Source organism: Aeromonas sp. 130281 (assembly GCF_056642115.1).
In genome coordinates this window covers 158,415-174,191 of the sequence record NZ_JBWVQS010000006.1, presented here as the reverse complement: position 1 = coordinate 174,191, position 15,777 = coordinate 158,415, and the positions used below count along the sequence as shown (strand labels likewise).

13 protein-coding genes are annotated in these 15,777 nt (G+C 63.5%); 5 read left to right on the top strand and 8 right to left on the bottom strand.

The window, feature by feature from the left end:
- Positions 1-101 precede the first annotated feature (101 nt).
- Both AC1IN8_RS16360 and upp read right to left on the bottom strand, forming a co-directional pair.
- Positions 102-1,130 (bottom strand): DUF2066 domain-containing protein, encoded by a 1,029-nt coding sequence (locus AC1IN8_RS16360; protein ID WP_247626565.1) that lies wholly within the window; start codon positions 1,128-1,130, stop codon positions 102-104.
- Between the two features lie 143 nt (positions 1,131-1,273).
- A complete protein-coding gene (upp, locus tag AC1IN8_RS16355) occupies positions 1,274-1,900 on the bottom strand; it encodes a uracil phosphoribosyltransferase (RefSeq protein ID WP_479759680.1) in 627 nt (208 codons plus the stop codon).
- A 175-nt stretch (positions 1,901-2,075) separates the two neighbouring features.
- On the opposite strand from upp, the gene purM reads away from it, so the two are divergent.
- A complete protein-coding gene (purM, locus tag AC1IN8_RS16350; protein ID WP_182788445.1) occupies positions 2,076-3,113 on the top strand; it encodes a phosphoribosylformylglycinamidine cyclo-ligase in 1,038 nt (345 codons plus the stop codon).
- Between the two features lie 8 nt (positions 3,114-3,121).
- Complete coding sequence (gene purN, locus AC1IN8_RS16345; RefSeq protein ID WP_371165631.1) at positions 3,122-3,760, top strand: phosphoribosylglycinamide formyltransferase; 639 nt, start codon at positions 3,122-3,124, stop codon at positions 3,758-3,760.
- 237 nt (positions 3,761-3,997) lie between these two features.
- Here the strand turns inward: purN and AC1IN8_RS16340 are convergent, their stop codons facing one another.
- The 5 genes from AC1IN8_RS16340 to AC1IN8_RS16320 all read right to left on the bottom strand — a co-directional run bounded on the left by AC1IN8_RS16340 (position 3,998) and on the right by AC1IN8_RS16320 (position 9,948).
- On the bottom strand, positions 3,998-4,759 hold the full coding sequence (locus tag AC1IN8_RS16340) for a Nif3-like dinuclear metal center hexameric protein (RefSeq protein ID WP_479759677.1): 762 nt from the start codon (positions 4,757-4,759) through the stop codon (positions 3,998-4,000).
- A gap of 141 nt (positions 4,760-4,900) precedes the next feature.
- Positions 4,901-6,235 carry a sigma-54-dependent transcriptional regulator gene (locus AC1IN8_RS16335; protein WP_202046119.1) on the bottom strand — a complete coding sequence of 445 codons (1,335 nt, stop codon included), beginning with the start codon at positions 6,233-6,235 and terminating at the stop codon, positions 4,901-4,903.
- A 55-nt stretch (positions 6,236-6,290) separates the two neighbouring features.
- Positions 6,291-7,325: a sensor histidine kinase gene (locus tag AC1IN8_RS16330; RefSeq protein WP_043128822.1), complete on the bottom strand. Its 1,035-nt coding sequence runs from the start codon at positions 7,323-7,325 to the stop codon at positions 6,291-6,293.
- Between the two features lie 105 nt (positions 7,326-7,430).
- Positions 7,431-8,852 (bottom strand): sigma-54 dependent transcriptional regulator, encoded by a 1,422-nt coding sequence (locus tag AC1IN8_RS16325; protein ID WP_479759674.1) that lies wholly within the window; start codon positions 8,850-8,852, stop codon positions 7,431-7,433.
- Positions 8,853-9,099: 247 nt separating this feature from the next.
- The gene (locus tag AC1IN8_RS16320) at positions 9,100-9,948 is read right to left on the bottom strand and encodes a DUF2726 domain-containing protein (RefSeq protein WP_479759672.1); all 849 of its coding nucleotides are present in this window, start codon (positions 9,946-9,948) and stop codon (positions 9,100-9,102) included.
- A gap of 256 nt (positions 9,949-10,204) precedes the next feature.
- Here AC1IN8_RS16320 and AC1IN8_RS16315 point away from each other — a divergent pair, with 256 nt between their 5' ends.
- The 3 genes from AC1IN8_RS16315 (at position 10,205) to ppx (ending at position 14,343) form a co-directional block, all read left to right on the top strand.
- The gene (locus AC1IN8_RS16315; protein WP_139434884.1) at positions 10,205-10,717 is read left to right on the top strand and encodes a glycine cleavage system transcriptional repressor; all 513 of its coding nucleotides are present in this window, start codon (positions 10,205-10,207) and stop codon (positions 10,715-10,717) included.
- Between the two features lie 76 nt (positions 10,718-10,793).
- Complete coding sequence (gene ppk1 / locus AC1IN8_RS16310) at positions 10,794-12,863, top strand: polyphosphate kinase 1 (protein ID WP_139434882.1); 2,070 nt, start codon at positions 10,794-10,796, stop codon at positions 12,861-12,863.
- Positions 12,853-14,343: an exopolyphosphatase gene (gene ppx, locus AC1IN8_RS16305; RefSeq protein WP_479759671.1), complete on the top strand. Its 1,491-nt coding sequence runs from the start codon at positions 12,853-12,855 to the stop codon at positions 14,341-14,343. Before ppk1 ends, ppx begins: the two co-directional genes overlap by 11 nt.
- A 58-nt stretch (positions 14,344-14,401) precedes the next feature.
- On the opposite strand, the gene mgtE is transcribed toward ppx, so the two are convergent.
- Complete coding sequence (mgtE, locus tag AC1IN8_RS16300; protein ID WP_202046125.1) at positions 14,402-15,745, bottom strand: magnesium transporter; 1,344 nt, start codon at positions 15,743-15,745, stop codon at positions 14,402-14,404.
- Between the last annotated feature and the right edge of the window lie 32 nt (positions 15,746-15,777).

The window sequence follows — 15,777 nt, the reverse complement described above, 5'->3', positions numbered from 1 at the left end:
CGTTGGGCTTTGACTGTGATATTTGCGCCCAAGTGTATCATTGCAGCGGCAGATAGAGAACCGCCCGGGTCATGCCGGGCGGTTGGGATCAGCAGAAAACGTCAGGGCTGCGACCATTGATAACGCAGACCGCTCTCGTTGTCTTCGATCTGGTGCAGGCGGCTCTCCAGTTGCAGGCCCCTTACCAGCTCGGCCTTGTCCCCCTGAAGCGACAGGTTGAAGGTGACCTTGTCCCCCTCCAGCTTGCCGATCGCCACCTTGGTGACGCTGGCCATGCCCTGCAGCATCTTCTGTATCTGGATCATGCCGTCGATGCCGGACAACCCCTCCACCACCAGGGTCTGGCTGGAGACGACCCCGGACAGGCGAGTGCCGTACTGTTGCACCAGCCAGCCAGCCAGGGCATCGGCCATGCCCTGCGCCACCTCGGCCTGGGTACCCGAGCCGGCCCCCTTGGTCAGCTCGGTCAGCTCTGCGCCGCCCTGAGCTCCCGGCTTGGCGCCATAGAGCCCCCAGTCGATGCTCCACTTCTCACCTTCCGGCGTCAGCTTGCCCAGCACCACCATCTCGGCGCCATAGCGCTCGCTCGCCTTGAGGATGGGGTCGGCGAAGCGGCCCCAGACATCGGTGGCGCTGACTGCCATGTTGTCGTCCAGATCCATCAGCGGGATGCTGACCGGCAACCCCATGGCCTGAGCCTGGCCGCGCAGGGCGGCGGACCAGCCGTCGCTGGACTGATCCGGCAGTATGCGGCGCTCCCCTTCATCTATTACCAGCCAGAGTGCCATTTGCGGGCGGACGGGCCCGAGCAGGGGGAACTTGCTCTGGCCTACCAGGGCATTGACCTTGGCCACGTTGAAATCGGCCTTGAGAAACTTGACCGGTCCCACATCCTGATAGCCGTAGTGCTGCACATAGTCACCGGGGGCCGCCAGCGCCTTGGCCACCTCGGGCTGGGTGAGGATGTCGCGCCTGCCGGTCACCTTGACGAGTACCTCCCCCAGTGCCTGGGACTGGGCGGCCGTCATGTCGCCGCTGGTCGGCGCCTTGCCCTGATAGAGGTCGGTCACCTGGGCAGCCGACACCATGAGTGGCAGACAGCAGAGGAGAGTCGCTAAGCGTTTCAGCATAAAGAAGATTCTCGAAATGGGGGATGCTGCTTATGGTAGCGGCAAGGCGCGCATGGCAGCAAGCCGGAGGGCGGGATAAACGACGGAGCCGGCAAAGTGCCGGCTCCGTTTGCGCTCAGAGAGAGCGGCTATGGCGTCAGGGGTTACTTGGTGCCGAAGATCTTGTCGCCGGCATCCCCCAGACCCGGGACTATGTAGCCCTTCTCGTTCAGTCCCCGGTCGATGGAGGCACAGAACAGCTCCACGTCGGGGTGAGCGGCTTCCAGCGCCTTGATCCCTTCCGGGGCGGCAACCAGCACCAGCACCTTGATGGACTGGCAGCCTTTCTTCTTCAGCAGATCGATGGTGGCAATCATGGAGCCGCCGGTGGCCAGCATGGGGTCGATGACCAGGGCCAGACGCTCTTCGATGTTGCTGACGATCTTCTCGAAATAGGGAACCGGCTGCAGGGTCTCTTCATCACGGTAGATGCCGACCACGCTGACACGGGCGCTCGGCATGTGCTCGAGCACGCCATCCATCATGCCAAGACCGGCGCGCAGGATAGGCACGACGGTGACCTTCTTGCCCTTGATCTGGTCAACTTCCACTGGCCCGTTCCAGCCATCGATGGTAACTTTCTCGGTTTCGAAGTCAGAGGTCGCTTCGTAGGTCAACAGACTGCCCACTTCCTTGGCCAGTTCACGGAAACGCTTGGTGCTGATGTCGCCTTCGCGCATCAGGCCGATCTTGTGCTTGACCAGGGGGTGTTTGACTTCAACGACTTTCATTATTATCTCCTCGAACCGGCGCCAAAAAATCGCGGAATCATACAACAAAAGCCGCGGCTTGTAGAGCATTTCTGCGCAAAAACGCGCAAACGATTTTCTTTCTGCTTTTACCCGCCCACTGGTAGAATACGCCCCGAATTTTACCCTCCACTTCTCTATATGACGGGGAATACGCGTGACTGACAAAACCTCACTGAGCTACAAGGATGCTGGCGTAGATATCGATGCCGGCAATGCACTGGTTGAACGTATCAAGGGCGTGTCAAAGCGCACTCGTCGTCCTGAAGTCCTTGGTGGTCTTGGCGGCTTTGGGGCCCTGTGTCAAATCCCTGCTGGCTACAAGGAGCCGGTACTGGTCTCCGGTACCGACGGTGTGGGCACCAAGCTGCGTCTGGCCATCGATCTGAAGAAGCACGATACCGTGGGCATCGATCTGGTGGCCATGTGCGTCAATGACCTCATCGTGCAAGGCGCCGAGCCCCTGTTCTTCCTCGACTACTATGCCACCGGCAAGCTGGATGTGGACACCGCCGCCGCCGTGGTCACCGGCATAGGTGCAGGCTGCGAGCAGTCCGGCTGTGCCCTGGTGGGCGGCGAGACCGCCGAAATGCCTGGCATGTATGAAGGGGAAGACTACGACATCGCCGGTTTCTGCGTCGGTGTGGTGGAGAAGAGCGAGATCATCGACGGCAGCAAGGTCGGCGAAGGGGATGCCCTGATCGCCCTGGCCGCGAGCGGCCCCCACTCCAACGGCTTCTCCCTGGTGCGCAAGATCCTGGAAGTCTCCCAGGCCGACGTGCATCAGCCGCTGGGTGACACCACCCTGGCCAACGCCCTGCTGGAGCCGACCCGCATCTATGTGAAGCCGGTGCTCAAGCTCATCAAGGAGTGCGAGATCCACGCCCTGTCCCACATCACAGGTGGCGGCTTCTGGGAGAACATCCCCCGCGTGCTGCCCGCCAATACCCAGGCGGTGATCGACGAGCAGAGCTGGCAGTGGCCGGCGGTGTTCAGCTGGCTGCAGCAGGCCGGCAACGTCACCCGCCACGAGATGTACCGCACCTTCAACTGCGGTGTCGGCATGATCATCGCCCTGCCGGCGGATCAGCTGGACAAGGCGCTGGCCCTGCTCAAGGCCGAAGGCGAGAACGCCTGGCACATAGGCCACATCGCCAAGGCGGCCGATGGCGAAGAGCAAGTCATCATAAAATGACCTCCCCCATGAAACGGATCCTGGTGCTGATCTCCGGCAACGGCAGCAACCTGCAGACCATTCTCGACCACTGCGCCAGCGGCAAGGTTGCCGGTGAGGTGGTCGGCGTCATCAGCAACAGGGCCGATGCCTATGGTCTGGTTCGCGCCAAAGAAGCCGGAGTGGCCACCGCCATCCTGGCCCAACAGCAGTTTGCCAGCCGGGAGGAGTATGACGTCGCCCTGCTCGCCCTGATGGCGGACTATCAGCCGGATCTGGTGGTGCTGGCCGGCTTTATGCGGATCCTGAGCGCCGATCTGGTGCGTCACTTCGCCGGGCGGATGATCAACATCCACCCCTCGTTGCTGCCGAAATACCAGGGGCTGCACACCCACCAGCGCGCCATCGACGATGGAGAGCGCGAGCACGGTGCCAGCGTCCACTTCGTCACCGAGGAGCTGGACGGCGGCCCTGTGATCCTCCAGGCTCGCGTCCCCATCTTCGAAGGGGACAGTGCCGACGAGGTGGCTGCCCGGGTCCAGGTTCAGGAGCACAGCATCTACCCCCTGGTGGTGCAGTGGTTCTGCGAGGGACGGCTCAAGATGCAGGAGGGCGCAGCCCTGCTGGATGACGTCCTGCTCGGCCCCGCGGGCTATGCCAGCGAGTAAGCAGACGTCTTGTCGAGATGTGAAAAAGGAGGCCGATGGCCTCCTTTTTGTTTCCTGAATTTTCCTACCACAAGCACAGGCTTAAACCTGTTCACGACCTGCAGCGAGAAACCGTCAACACGGTTACAAGCCGCCCAGGAACCGGAGTGTATGTGAATACATGAGCACTCTTTCCTGCACATAAGCGAGCAGCACATGAGCCTTGATCACGGTTTCGTAGCCAGATCGTGGACAGGTTTAGACCGGATTGTCGATATCGATAAAGGTCACCTCCAGCCCGTGCACGGTGGCAAGCCACTCCCCCAGCGCCTTGACGCCGTAACGTTCGGTGGCGTGGTGACCTGCTGCGTAGAAGTGCATCCCCATCTCGCGGGCGGTGTGGATGGTCTGCTCTGAAGCCTCACCGGAGATGAAGGCATCGATCCCCTGCTCCGCCGCCTGGTTGATATAGCTCTGGCCGCCGCCGGTGCACCAGGCCACTGAGCTGATGAGCTCGGGGCCGCTGTCTCCGCAATGGAGCGGCTCACGGCCGAGACGCTCGGCAATCAGTTTGGCAAAGTCGGCTCCGCTCATGGGGGTTTCCAGCTTGCCCACCATGGCCACGCTCTTGCTGTTCCAGGGTTCGAGACCACGGCGCACCTTGATGCCGAGCAGCCTGGCGAGCTGGGCGTTGTTACCCACCTCGGGGTGCACGTCCAGCGGCAGGTGGTAGGCAAACAGGTTGATGTCGTGGGTCAGCAAGGTCTTGAGGCGGCGCTGCTTCATGCCGGTGATCTGGGGTGGTTCCCCGCTCCAGAAGTAGCCGTGATGGACCAGGATGGCATCGGCATCCAGGGCCACAGCCGCATCGATCAGGGCCTGGCTGGCGGTGACGCCGGTGACCACCCGGCGAATGCGCTCGCGCCCCTCCACCTGCAGCCCGTTGGGACAGTAGTCCTTGATGGCGTGAGGCTCGAGCAGGTGGTTGAGCACGGTTTCCAGTTTGCGATGAGAGATCATAGGAGTCCCTTGTAAAGGCGCTGCTCCCCCTTGTCTGCGATCAGGCTCTTGTCTGCAGTCACAACGGGGCCCAGGCTCATGATGCCGAGGGTCCCATGATAATCGAGCCGGGCCGGCAAGGCCATGACACCGGCAATGGTGCTAGGCGGGCAGCTCTATGCCGGCGTCACGCATCTGGGCCAGCTTGTAGCGCAGGGTGCGCGGGCTGATGCCGAGCTTGTCGGCCACCTCCTTGCGGCTGCCGTTGCACTCCTGCAAGGTGTCCAGGATGATCTGGTGCTCCTGCTGCTTGAGCTCGCCGCCGAGCCCCTCCCCCGACAGACGCTCGAGGGGGCGCACCAGCTCCTCGTCCGTCTCCTCCAGGATCAGATGCTCGCAGCCGATGAGCCCCTCGGGGCAGAGGATCAGGGCCCGCTGCACCACGTTGTCCAGCTCGCGCACGTTGCCGGGCCAGGGGTGGGCCAGCAGGCGCTCGCGCGCCGCATCGGCCAGCTGCGGTGTCGGCAGCCCCTGCTGACTGGCATGGAGCGCCAGCAGGTGCTCCGCCAGGGGCAGTATGTCGCCGGGCCGCTCCCAGAGGGAGGTCCAGCGCAGGGGGAAGACGTTGAGACGGTAGTAGAGATCCTCGCGAAACAGGCCGTCCTGCACCGCTTTTTTCAGATCCCGGTTGCTGGTGGCGATGACCCGCACGTCCAGCGGGATCATCTTGCGGCTGCCGAGCCGCTCCACCTCTTTCTCCTGCAGCACCCGCAGCAGCTTGGCCTGCAGGCCGAGATCCATCTCGGTGATCTCGTCGAGCAGCAGGGTTCCTCCCTGGGCCTGCTCGAATTTGCCCGGGCACCCCTGCACGGCGCCGGTGAAGGCCCCCTTCTCGTAGCCGAACAGGGTCGCCTCCAGCATGTTCTCCGGAATGGCGGCGCAGTTGATGGCGACGAAGGCCTGCTCGGCCCGGCTGGAGTTGTCGTGGATGTAGCGGGCCAGCACCTCTTTGCCCGTCCCGCTCGGGCCTGTCACCATGACGGTGGCTTCGCTTCTGGCCACCCTAGTCGCCAGCTGGAACAGCTCGGCAGTCCTGGGATCGCCATAGACCACGGCGCGCTTCTCCACCTTCTGGGCCGGCACGTAACGGCTGACCTGGTTGAGCAGCACCTCGGGGGAGAAGGGCTTGGCCAGATAGTCGATGGCCCCCTCCCGCATGGCGCGCACGGCACCGTCGATGTTGGCGTAGGCGGTCATCAGGAGCACAGGCACCTGGGGATACTGCTGGCGGATGTTGGCCAGCAGGGTGAGGCCGTCCATGCCCCCCATCTGGATGTCGGAGATCACCATGTCGAAGCGCTGGCGAGAGAGCGCCAGCAGGGCCCGCTCGCCGCTGTCCACCTCGCGGCACTCGTAGCCGCCGAGCAGCAGGGTATCCACCAGCGCCTCGCGCAGGCCGTTGTCGTCTTCCACCACCAGAATACGGGCCTGGGTCATGCCACACCTCCAACCACGGGCCCGCAGGCCTGGCACCACAGGGACAAGATGGGATTCATGCTACACCTCCAAGCTGCACCGCTTGCTGATGCAGAGGGAACGACAAGGTAAAACAGGTCCCTTCTCCGGGCACCGAGGCCACGCTGACCTCCCCCTGATGGGCGCGCACCACGGATTGCACCACGGCAAGCCCGAGGCCCGTGCCCTGGGAGCGGGTGGTGAAGAAGGGTTCGAAGATCTGGTTGAGCAGCTGGGCAGGCATCCCCTTGCCATTGTCGAGGACGCGCATCTCCACCCGGTTGCCACTGCGCACCGCGCTCACCAGGAGCGAATCGGCCCCGGCCTGTCTGGCGTTGGCGATCAGGTTGTTGATGGCCCCGGCCAGGGCACTGCTGTTGGCGAGCAGGCAGAGATCCGGCTCCGGCGCCTCCATGTGCAGCGCGCAGCCCTGCTGCTGGCAGAAGGCCTCGGCACCGGCCTGCACCTCCGCCAGCAGCCCCTGTACCGAGACGGGGGCCACCACCTGGTTGTCGCCGTTGCGGGCAAACAGCAGTATGTCGTTTATCTGCTTCTCGAGATCCTGCAGCCGGGCCATCAACTTTTGCTGGAACTGGGTGCGGGATTCCGGTTTCAGGGTGCGGTTCGCGAGGTTGGCCGCATAGAGCATGGCGGCGGAGAGGGGGGTGCGGATCTGGTGTGCCAGAGAGGCCGCCATGTTGCCCAGGGCCGACAACCGCTTCATGTGGTTGACCCTGTCCTGCAACTGGCGGGTCTCGGTGAGATCCGTGATGAACACCAGCTGGCCGGGCTGATCCGGCAGCGGCTGGGTGGAGAGTTGCACCCGGCGACCGTCCCGCAGGGAGATCTCGTGACCATCGTCTTCTCTGGGCTGGAAACAGCGGGCGATGATCTGGCGCCAGGCCTGCCCCTCCAGCGGCTCCCCCAGCAGGGTCAGGGCGGCCGGGTTGGCGCGGGTGATCCGCCCCTCCCCATCGAGCAGCAGCACGCCGGTCGGCAGTGCCGTGAAGATGGCATAAAGCTGACTCACTTCGTGTGACTGGAGCGGATTGTCCTGCTGCGAGATTGTCATAAAGCTGACCTCAAACTGGCGATTGGGTCAGCTTATTCAATTTCCATGCCAGTAAATTATTTGTTATATATCAATGCCTTGGCTTTGGCCGTCAAAGCATTGACCTCAGTTGTCCTTGCTCATGCCGTATTTTTTCATCTTCTCCACCAGGGTGGTGCGGCGCATGCTCAGCAGGTCGGCGGCGCGGGCCACCACCCCGTCCTGGGACTCCAGCGCCTGACGGATCAGCTCCACCTCGAGATCCGCCAGCATCTCCTTGAGATTGAGCCCCTCCTGGGGCAGCTGCATGGGCAGCGGCGCAACAAGGCCCGGATCCAGCGCAGGAGGCGTCTGGAACACGGCGGCCAGGGCATCCCGCTCGTCCATCTCGGTGAGCCGCTCGTCCCTCGGCTCGCTTGGCAGCAGACGGTAGCGACCGGGCAAGTCCTCCACGTCGATGATCTGGTTCGGGTAGAGGATCAGCAGCCGCTCGATGAGGTTCGACAACTCCCGCACGTTGCCAGGCCAGGGGTACTGCATCAGGGACTCCATGGCCCGCTGGGTCAGGCGGATGATCCCCCTGTGCTGCTCCCCGTGGCGGTTGAGCAGCTCCTGCAGCAGCAAGGGGATGTCGTCGCAGCGCTCGCGCAGGGGCGGCGTCTCTATGGGGAAGACGTTGAGGCGATAGTAGAGATCCTCGCGAAAACCCTGGGTGCGGATCATCGCCTCCAGATCCCTGTGGGTCGCCGCTATGATGCGCACATCGGCCTGGATGGGCTTGCCGCCACCGACCCTGTCGAACAGCCGCTCCTGCAGCACCCGCAGCAGCTTGACCTGCATCGGCAGCGGCATGTCGCCGATCTCGTCGAGGAACAGGGTGCCCCCCTGGGCCAGCTCGAAGCGGCCGCGACGGGCGGCGATGGCGCCGGTGAAGGCCCCCTTCTCGTGGCCGAACAGCTCGCTCTCCAGGAGCTCAGCCGGAATGGCGCCGCAGTTGATGGGCACGAAGGGGCCCGAGCTTCGGGCAGAGAGCTCGTGAATGGCGCGGGCCACCACCTCCTTGCCGGTCCCGGACTCCCCCAGGATCAGCACGTTGGCGTCAGTCTGTGCTACCTGGCCTATGAGGCGGCGCACCTCCTGGATCCCCCGCCCCTTGCCCACCAGCAGTCGCAACAGGGTCTGGCCCTTGTCATGCACCTGCTGGCGGGGATGGAGGGAGATGAAGGCCTGACAGAAGTGCAGGTGGCGCGTCAGGGACTCATAGGTATAGGGCTCGTCGCTGCCACCGATGAAGTTGCTGTTGGGGTGATCGGCCTGCATCAGGGAGAGGAAGGGGATGCGGGGGAAGGCGGCCAGCAGCTCGCCGAGGGAGCGCTCCAGCAGCTTGCCCGTCAGTATCCCTTGCAGCGGGCCGGAAGATTCGATAGCCACATCCAGATCGGCTTCCACCACCTCCTGCCAGGGGATCCCCATGAAGGAGAGCACGGTCCCCAGTTGCTGACGCCGCTGTTCATCGGCATCAACGATCAACACCCCCATAGCCATCATATTTATCTTCCTTACACACCTGACGCCAAGTTATTGTTTTTTAAGTGCTTATGATAATGAGCCATGCACTGTGTTGTAGGGTGCACAAAGTGCCAAAATTCTGGCGGTTTGTCAAAACTTGTCGCGCTCGGCGCGGTCCGGGCGGGATGGGGATCACACTCGGACAGCCGCTGTCGGCCAGGCGCCCGGGGTGGAACGCGGTGCAGGAGAGGCAAGGCGCCGACCGCAGCCGGCGCCAGCGCGGGGATCAGTGCCTGGCCTGCTCCTGGGGGGCGGCGTAACGGCACTCGGGGAAACGGCTGCAGGCCAGGAACAGACGGCCGGCATGGGGACCCTTCTTCGCTTCCCGGGCCACCAGGGGCGCCGCGCAGCGGGGGCAATGGGGCACCGAGGCGGACGCTTCCTCCTCCTCTTCGTCCGGGCCGATGAAGGGGTTGTCCATCAGCACCGGCCCCTGCTCGTCAGGCTGAGGCGACTCGGCCTGTGGCGCCCTGGGCATGCGCCCCCCGTGGTGGGATGCACTCAAATCCACACCATCGAGCAGCAAGGGGTTGAAGGTCGGCTCGCGGCGCTCCCCCGGCAACAGATCCTCCACCGGGAGGCTCGTCTTGACCAGCAGGGGCAGCAACAGCTCGCGCAGCTCGTCGACCTGGTAATGGCTGCTGGCCGGGATCTGCAGCAGCGGCAGGCCGGCGCTGTCACAGGCGGACTTCAGGAAGAGATCCCGCACCTTGCGCTTCTGGTGGCGATGGGCGCTGTCATCGAGTTCCACGGCGCACAGGAAGGAGAGATCCGCCGGGTGGCAGAGCAGGTAGTCGAAGCGCTTGGTGCTGATCATGTCGAACGCCTGCTGCCACTTGCCCTTGCCCAGGCGCGCCTGCGGGGTCAGCACATCCGCCACCCTGACCTTGGCAAAGACCCGGGCCTGGTCGCCCACCGCTAAGTCCAGCACCCCGAGGAAGGCGCGCTCGGCGGGGCTGAACAGGGTCTCCTGCAGCTCATAGGGCTCGGCCTTGCCCCTCTTGCTCCTGCGCCAGAGGATCACCAGCAGGAGCAGCACCAACAACACGGATCCCGACACGACAAGGCTATTCATAAACACATACCCCGTTCACAAGACATATCCAGTTCATCAAACACGAAGGGGCAACACTCTACCACGGGGGAACCCCGGCAGGCAGAGCTGAAATCAACGCCGCTCCGGCATTCGCGTTTTTTCACTAAATTTGCGTGAGGCGGGCTTCATATGGCCTGTCGCAGCAGGCACAATGCTAGAGCCTATGGACGTTTCGGCGCACAGAGTCGCGGCCAGACGTCAATGACCCCACGCAGTCCCATTCAAGGAGAGCAGGATGCAAAAGCAATTGGTCGTCACCGTGATCGGCGCAGACAAGCCCGGCATCGTCGAGAGCCTGGCCGACACCATCACCCGGCAGCAGGGCAACTGGCTGGCCAGCTCCATGAGCGAACTGGCGGGGCAGTTTGCCGGCATTTTGCACGTCGCCGTGCCGGACGAACACTACCGCAGCCTGTGCGAGGCACTGGTGATGCTGCCGGGTCTCACCGTGAGCTTCGCCGAAGGCCAGCTCAGCCCCGAGCCCGCCAACCAGCTGATGCTGAGCGTCACCGGCAACGACAGGCCCGGCATAGTCCACGAGGTGGCCAGCATACTGCGCCAGCTCAACATCAACGTCGCCGACCTCACCACGGGGTGCGAGCCGGCCCCCCACTCCGGGGCCCCGCTCTTCTATGCCCATGCCCTGGTGGCCCTGCCGCCCCAGCTCGAACTCGACGATCTGATCACGGCGCTGGAGTCCCTCTCCGACGATCTGGTGGTCGACATCGATCACGATCTGACCGAATAACGCGGGTTGTCATAAATTTGTCATGGTTTGACGCCATAACTTCCGCGCAGACGCAACCTGAGTACAGAGGCACCAGATGAGCACCGACAGGCAGTATGAAGAGAAAGAGCTTAGCTGGCTCTCATTCAATGAACGGGTGTTGCAAGAGGCAATGGACAAGACGGTCCCCCTCATCGAGCGGGTCCGTTTTCTGGGGATCTTCTCCTCCAACCAGGATGAATTTTTCAAGGTACGGGTCTCGGACGTCAAGCGCCGCATCCTCATCAACGAGGTGCACGGTGGCGATGACGAGGCCAAGGTGTTGCTGCGCGCCATCCAGCAGAAGGTGATGGCGCTCGGCGAGGCGTTTGACAACACCTACAAGGAGTTGCTGATCGCCCTGGCCCGCCACAACATCTTCCTGGTCAACGAGAACCAGCTCTCAGAGGCGATCCAGCAGTGGCTGCGGGTCTTCTTCAAGGAGAAGGTGCTGCGTCACATCATCCCCATCCTCCTCAACAAGGAGGTCAACCCGGTCAAGTTCCTCAAAGACGAGCACACCTATCTCGCCATCGAGATGAAGAAGAACGGCCAGGTGATCCAGTACGCCCTGGTGGAGGTGCCGACCGACGATCTGCCCCGCTTCTTCCAGCTGCCGCCGGAGGGGACCCGCCGCAAGAAACAGATCATCATCCTGGACAACGTCATCCGCTTCTGTCTGGACGAGATCTTCAAGGGCTTCTTCGACTACGACGAGATAGCGGCCTATGCGGTCAAGCTGACCCGGGATGCGGAGTACGATCTCTCCGATCAGCTGGATCTGAGCCTGGTGGACAAGATGAGTGACGGCTTGAAGCAGCGCCTCACCGCCATGCCGGTGCGCTTCGTCTACGAGCGGGAGATGCCTGCCGCCATGATAAGCTTCCTGAAGCTCAAGCTGCAGATCAGCTCCTACGACGCCATCATGCCGGGCGGGCGCTATCACAACTTCAAGGATTTCATCGGCTTCCCCAACGTGGGGCGGGACTATCTGGAAAACCCCAAGCTGCCGGCCCTCGATTGCCGCGATTTCGATGGCTTCGTCAACGCCTTCGACGCCATCACCAAGCAGGACATACTGCTCTACTACCCCTATCACAAGTTCCACCACTTCACCGAGCTGGTGCGCCAGGCGGCGTTCGATCCGGCGGTCAGCGCCATTCGCATCAATATCTACCGGGTCGCCAAGAAGTCACGGATCATCCACTCCCTCATCGACGCCGCCAACAACGGCAAGAAGGTGACCGTAGTGGTGGAGCTGCGCGCCCGCTTCGACGAGGCGGCCAACATCGACTGGGCCAACATCCTGACCGATGCCGGGGTCAAGGTGGTGTTCGGGGTGCCCAGCCTCAAGATCCACTCCAAGCTCTGCCTCATCACCCGCCACGAAAATGGCGAGGCGGTGCGCTACGCCCATATCGGCACTGGCAACTTCAACGAGAAGACCGCCAAGATCTACACCGACTTCTCCCTGTTGACCCGCCACCCGGACATCACCGCCGAGGTGGAGGGGGTGTTCGAATACATCGAGTACCCCTATAAACGCTACAAATTCAACCACCTGCTGGTCTCCCCCATCAACAGCCGCCGCCAGCTCTATCGCCTCATCGACAACGAGCTGGCCAACGCCAAGGCGGGCCAGCCAAGCGGCATCACCCTCAAGATCAACAACCTGGTGGACAGAGACCTCATCAACCGCCTCTATGCCGCCGGTCAGGCCGGGGTGCCCATCCAGATGATCATCCGCGGCATGTGCGCCTTGCGTCCCGGGGTGCCGGATCTCAGCGACAACATCCAGGTCATCAGCATCATAGACCGCTTCCTCGAGCACCCACGGGTCATGGTGTTCCACAACAAGGGCAACCCCCAGCTGTTCATCTCCAGCGCCGACTGGATGAGCCGCAACATCGACGGCCGGATCGAGGTGGGCACCCCCATCTACGACGAGCGGCTGAAACAACGCATCCTGGACATCCTCGAGCTGCAGCTGAGCGACACCTGCAAGGCGCGGGTCATCGATGCCGATCAGAAGAACGAATACGTGAAGCGGGGCAACCGCCGCAAGGTTCGCTCCCAAGTTGCGATTTACGACTATCTCAAACGTATCGAGTCAAACAATGGACAATAGTCTGTACGCCGCTGTCGATCTGGGGTCGAACAGCTTCCACATGGTCATCGCCCGCCTCAACGAGGGGCGGATGCAGATCGTCGATCGCATCAAGGAGCGGGTTCGCCTCGCCGAGGGGATGGATGAGCAGCGCCGCATGTCGGCGGAGGCCATGGCCCGGGGGCTCGACTGCCTCGCCCTGTTCGCCGAGCGCCTCACCAACATCAAGCCGGATCAGATCCGCATCGCCGGCACCTACACCCTTCGCCGCGCCAGCAACGCCCGGGATTTCGTGCGCGAGGCGGCCGAGGTGCTCAACCACCCCATCGAGATCATCAGCGGCCAGGAAGAGGCGCGCCTCATCTATCAGGGGGTCGCCCATACCCAGCACATCGAAGGCCAGGTGCTGGTGGTGGACATCGGCGGCGGCAGCACCGAGCTGATTATTGGCGAGGGCTTCGAACACAAGGCCCTCACCAGCCGCAAGATGGGCTGCGTCAGCTTCACCCAGAGCTTCTTTGCCAACGGCAAGCTGAGCGAGAAGGCCTTCAACAGCGCCGTGCTGGAGGCGCAGCACCAGCTCGCCCCCATCATCAACCAGTACCGCAAGCTGGGCTGGCAGAGCTGCCTCGGCAGCTCGGGCTCCATTCGCACCGTGCGCGACGTCTTGCAGGGGGAGGAGTGGACGGATGGCGCCATCACCCTGACGGGTCTGGAGCGGCTGAAAGAAGAGATGCTCAGGCACAAGCGGGTCGACCAGCTCAAACTCGCCGGCCTCACCGAGGAGCGCCAGGGAGTCTTTGCCGCCGCCGTGGCCATACTGCTCGGGCTCTTCACCTCATTGCCCATCGAGCGGATGGAGTACTCCGACGGCGCCCTGCGCGAGGGGCTGCTCTACGAGTTCGAGGAGCGGCTGCAGCACCACGACATTCGCGAGCGCACCGCGCTGGCCCTCAGCTCCCACTACCACATCGACAAGCGCCAGGCCACCCGGGTGGAGCGGAGCGTCCTCGATCTGTTCGATGCCCTGAGCGACCCCTGGGAGATGCCCATCGAGCCCTATCGCGCCATTCTCGGCTGGGCGGCGCGGCTGCACGAAATCGGTCTGGCCATCAACTACAGCGGCATCCATCGCCACTCCGCCTACATCCTGCAGAACACGGATCTGCCCGGTTTCAACCAGGACGATCAGGCCCTGCTGGCGGCCCTGGTGCGCTTCCAGCGCAAGGGGCTCAAGCTCTCCGAGCTGCCCGCCCTGCCCAACCACGACGAGCAGACGGTGCTGCGCTGCATCCGCATCCTGCGCCTCGCGGTGGCGGCCCACCACAGGCGCCAGGACAACCTGTTGCCGGAGTGGCGGGTGCAGGCCGCCGGGGATCAGCTGGTGGTCACCCTGCCCACCGACTGGTGCGAGGAGAACCGCCTGCTGATCCAGAACCTGGAGAAGGAGCACCGCTATTGCCAGGAGCAGGGCTGGCCCCTGCTGTTCCAGCTCGGGTGATCGTTCACCTCAAACGAAAGAAGGCAGCCGATGGCTGCCTTCTTGCTTTCTGTCGTTGTCACTGCAGCTCGGGCAGCAGCCACTTGGCGATTTCGAAATAGATGATGAGGCCGGTACCATCCACCAGGGTGGAGATGAAGGGGGCAGAGACCACGGCCGGATCGATGCGCAGGCGACGCAGCACCATGGGGATGATGGAGGCGACCGCGGCGCTCCAGAGCACGATGGCAATGATGGTCAGGGTGACCACCATGCCGATCTGGGGACCCACCCCCAGGCTCCAGGCCCGTACCCAGGCGGCCAACGCAATGGCGGCCGAGATAAGCAGACCGGTGGAGAGCTCCTTTCTCAGCACCGTGCCGAGGTTCTTCAGGCTCACCTCCCCCACCGCCATGGCCCGCACTATGGTGGTGGTGATCTGGGTGCCGCTGTTGCCGCCAGTGCCGATGAGCAGGGGGATGAAGAAGGCCAGGGCGATGGCCGCCTCCAGCTGCTCCTCGAAGGCCCGCAGCACTGTCCCCGTGTAGGCCTCCGCCACGAACAGGATCAGCAGCCAGCCCACCCGCTTGCGCCACAGCTGCCAGGGAGTGGCCTGCAGATAGGGGGTATCCAGGGGGGATGAGCCCCCCTGCAACTCCGCATCCTCGGTGGATTCGAGCTCCAGGATGTCGGCGGCGTCATCCACGTGGAAGACCCCCACCAGGCGCCCCTGATCCTCCACCGGCAGGGTCGAGATGTCGCGATCGATCAGCAGGCGGGCGGCCAGCTCCTGATCCGCCCGGGCGTTGATCCGCACCGCCTCCCGCTCCATCAGCTCGCTCACCGGTCGCAGGGGATCGGCGATGAGCAGGGACTTGAGGGAGACGCTGCCGAGCAGGCGCCGCTCGCCGTCGACCACATAGAGGTGCTGAAACAGCTGGGCCTTGTCCCAGGCGTCGTGGATCCGCCGCTTGGCGCTCTCCACCGTGGTGCCCTGGTCGACGGCCAGGTATTCGTGGCGCATGTTGGCACCGACCGACTCGCTCGGCCAATCGAGCAGGGCATCGTAGATGGCCTGCGCCTGGGTCGGGAAGCGGGCCAGCAGCCTGGTGCGATCCTGGGCACCCAGCTTGCGCAGGATGGCCACCATATCGCGCCGGGGAATGGCCTCCTGCAGCACGCCCACTATGCTGCCATGCAGGCGCAGCAGCAGCTGGCCCGCGCTCTCCGCCGACAGGGAGGCGAGCAGGGCGGCTCCTCGCGGCGCAGGGAGAGTATCGAAGACGCAGTTGAGCTCTTCCGGGCGCAGGGTCAGCAGTTGATCGGCCCGCTGCACCGGGTCCAGGTTGTGGTCGAGCCAGCCCTGCAGGGCGGCGAGATCGAGCAGTTGATGACGGTTGAGCAGGGTGTGTGTTTTCTTCATCACAGATATCCTCATGTGATTTCAGGCAGGGC

What these genes read in the sequence shown, in the direction of transcription:
- AC1IN8_RS16315 (WP_139434884.1), top strand. Translation starts at nt 10,205, where the DNA reads ATGCAAAAGCAATTGGTCGTCACCGTGATCGGCGCAGACAAGCCCGGC.
- AC1IN8_RS16330 (WP_043128822.1), bottom strand. Translation starts at nt 7,325, where the DNA reads ATGACAATCTCGCAGCAGGACAATCCGCTCCAGTCACACGAAGTGAGT.
- purN (WP_371165631.1), top strand. Translation starts at nt 3,122, where the DNA reads ATGAAACGGATCCTGGTGCTGATCTCCGGCAACGGCAGCAACCTGCAG.
- AC1IN8_RS16325 (WP_479759674.1), bottom strand. Translation starts at nt 8,852, where the DNA reads ATGATGGCTATGGGGGTGTTGATCGTTGATGCCGATGAACAGCGGCGT.
- mgtE (WP_202046125.1), bottom strand. Translation starts at nt 15,745, where the DNA reads ATGAAGAAAACACACACCCTGCTCAACCGTCATCAACTGCTCGATCTC.
- ppx (WP_479759671.1), top strand. Translation starts at nt 12,853, where the DNA reads ATGGACAATAGTCTGTACGCCGCTGTCGATCTGGGGTCGAACAGCTTC.
- AC1IN8_RS16360 (WP_247626565.1), bottom strand. Translation starts at nt 1,130, where the DNA reads ATGCTGAAACGCTTAGCGACTCTCCTCTGCTGTCTGCCACTCATGGTG.
- AC1IN8_RS16335 (WP_202046119.1), bottom strand. Translation starts at nt 6,235, where the DNA reads ATGACCCAGGCCCGTATTCTGGTGGTGGAAGACGACAACGGCCTGCGC.
- ppk1 (WP_139434882.1), top strand. Translation starts at nt 10,794, where the DNA reads ATGAGCACCGACAGGCAGTATGAAGAGAAAGAGCTTAGCTGGCTCTCA.
- AC1IN8_RS16320 (WP_479759672.1), bottom strand. Translation starts at nt 9,948, where the DNA reads ATGAATAGCCTTGTCGTGTCGGGATCCGTGTTGTTGGTGCTGCTCCTG.
- AC1IN8_RS16340 (WP_479759677.1), bottom strand. Translation starts at nt 4,759, where the DNA reads ATGATCTCTCATCGCAAACTGGAAACCGTGCTCAACCACCTGCTCGAG.
- upp (WP_479759680.1), bottom strand. Translation starts at nt 1,900, where the DNA reads ATGAAAGTCGTTGAAGTCAAACACCCCCTGGTCAAGCACAAGATCGGC.